We start from the raw sequence: 1,801 nt of genomic DNA on the forward strand, positions 1-1,801 counted from the left end.
AAAGAAAGGTTCGTCAGTTGTGCAAATACAGTGGTGGGGGCGGTTGTTCACGTTTTCAACTCCGACTGCCCGGTCACCTTGACTATCGGGAAAACGGTGTTACAACCAATAGAGCCCACAGTGGGTAAAAAAGATCCGCGGAGTCAATCCTTTTAACGGATTAGATTGCGGATGACTTGGATGATACTCCAGCGATGGAGTCTGTTGCAGAGGGATTTGAGCATGGCTGTCGGCAAGGTGAAATGGTTCAACAATGCCAAGGGGTTCGGTTTCATCAACACCGATACCCATGAGGGTCACGATGAGGATGGCAAAGAGATCGATTTCTTTGCGCACTACTCTGCCATTGAGATGGACGGGTATAAAACCCTGAAAGCGGGACAGCAGGTGAAATTCGACATCGTGCAAGGCCCGAAAGGCCTGCATGCGATAAAAATTCAAAACGAGCCAGCCGCAACAGATGCAGCCTCGGCCGCCGCTCTGGCGCAATCGGTCACCAGCTAAAACCAGTTTATCGCCTGCCAGAAAAAAACCGCCCGACTCGATCATTCGGGTCGGGCGGTTTTCGCATGCCTGCGATGCTTACATGTGTTTGATCAGCGCCTCACCGAAGCCTGAAGAAGACACCAGCGTGGCGCCTTCCATCAGACGTTCGAAGTCGTAGGTCACGGTCTTGGCCTTGATCGCGCCGTTGGTGCCTTTGATGATCAGGTCTGCCGCCTCGGTCCAGCCCAGGTGGCGCAGCATCATCTCGGCCGACAGAATCACCGAACCTGGGTTGACCTGGTCCTTGCCGGCATATTTCGGCGCAGTGCCGTGGGTGGCCTCGAACATGGCCACGGTGTCGGACAGGTTGGCGCCCGGCGCGATACCGATACCGCCCACTTCCGCCGCCAGCGCGTCGGAGAGGTAGTCACCGTTGAGGTTCAGGGTGGCGATCACATCGTATTCGGCCGGGCGCAGCAGGATCTGCTGGAGCATGGCGTCGGCGATGGCATCCTTGACGATGACTTCACGCCCGGTTTTCGGGTTCTTGAACTTCATCCACGGGCCGCCATCGAGCAGCTCGGCACCGAATTCTTCCTTCGCCACCTCGTAGCCCCAGTCCTTGAAGGCACCTTCGGTGAACTTCATGATGTTGCCCTTGTGCACGATGGTCAGCGACTTGCGATCGTTGTCCACGACATATTGCAGGGCCTTGCGCACCAAGCGCTTGGTGCCTTCTTTGGAAACCGGCTTGATGCCGATGCCGCAATCCTGGTCGAAACGGATCTTGGTGACGCCCATTTCTTCTTTGAGGAACTTGATGACCTTGGTGGCTTCCGGGGAGCCGGCCTTCCATTCGATCCCGGCATAAATGTCTTCGGAGTTCTCGCGGAAGATCACCATGTCGACGTCGCCAGGCTTTTTCACCGGACTTGGCACACCTTCGAACCACACCACCGGGCGCAGACATACATAGAGATCGAGCTGCTGACGCAGGGCCACGTTCAGCGAGCGGATACCGCCACCGACCGGCGTGGTCAGCGGGCCTTTGATGGAAACCACGTAATCCTTGACCGCGTCCAGGGTTTCCTGGGGCAGCCAGGTGTCCTGGTCATAGACCTGAGTCGCTTTTTCGCCAGCGTAGACTTCCATCCAGGAAATCTTGCGCTTGCCTCCGTAGGCTTTCTCTACGGCAGCATCAACCACTTTGATCATCACAGGGCTGACGTCGACGCCAATGCCGTCACCTTCAATGAAGGGGATGATCGGGTTATCAGGAACATTGAGAGAATGGTCTGCATTGACGGTGATTTTG

General features: G+C 56.2%; 2 protein-coding genes. One reads left to right on the plus strand and one right to left on the minus strand.

Annotation, left to right across the window (positions count from 1 at the left end; translation table 11 throughout):
• Positions 1-222: 222 nt before the first annotated feature.
• Positions 223-504: a cold shock domain-containing protein gene (locus ACIONG_RS30455; protein ID WP_401304738.1), complete on the plus strand. Its 282-nt coding sequence runs from the start codon at positions 223-225 to the stop codon at positions 502-504.
• Between the two features lie 78 nt (positions 505-582).
• Here the strand turns inward: ACIONG_RS30455 and icd are convergent.
• The coding region (gene icd, locus ACIONG_RS30460) for an NADP-dependent isocitrate dehydrogenase (RefSeq protein WP_401304741.1) at positions 583-1,801 on the minus strand (1,219 nt) is incomplete at its 5' end.

It is taken from the genome of Pseudomonas sp. NPDC087817, from assembly GCF_044742875.1.
In the GTDB taxonomy this organism is placed as follows: Bacteria; Pseudomonadota; Gammaproteobacteria; order Pseudomonadales; family Pseudomonadaceae; genus Aquipseudomonas.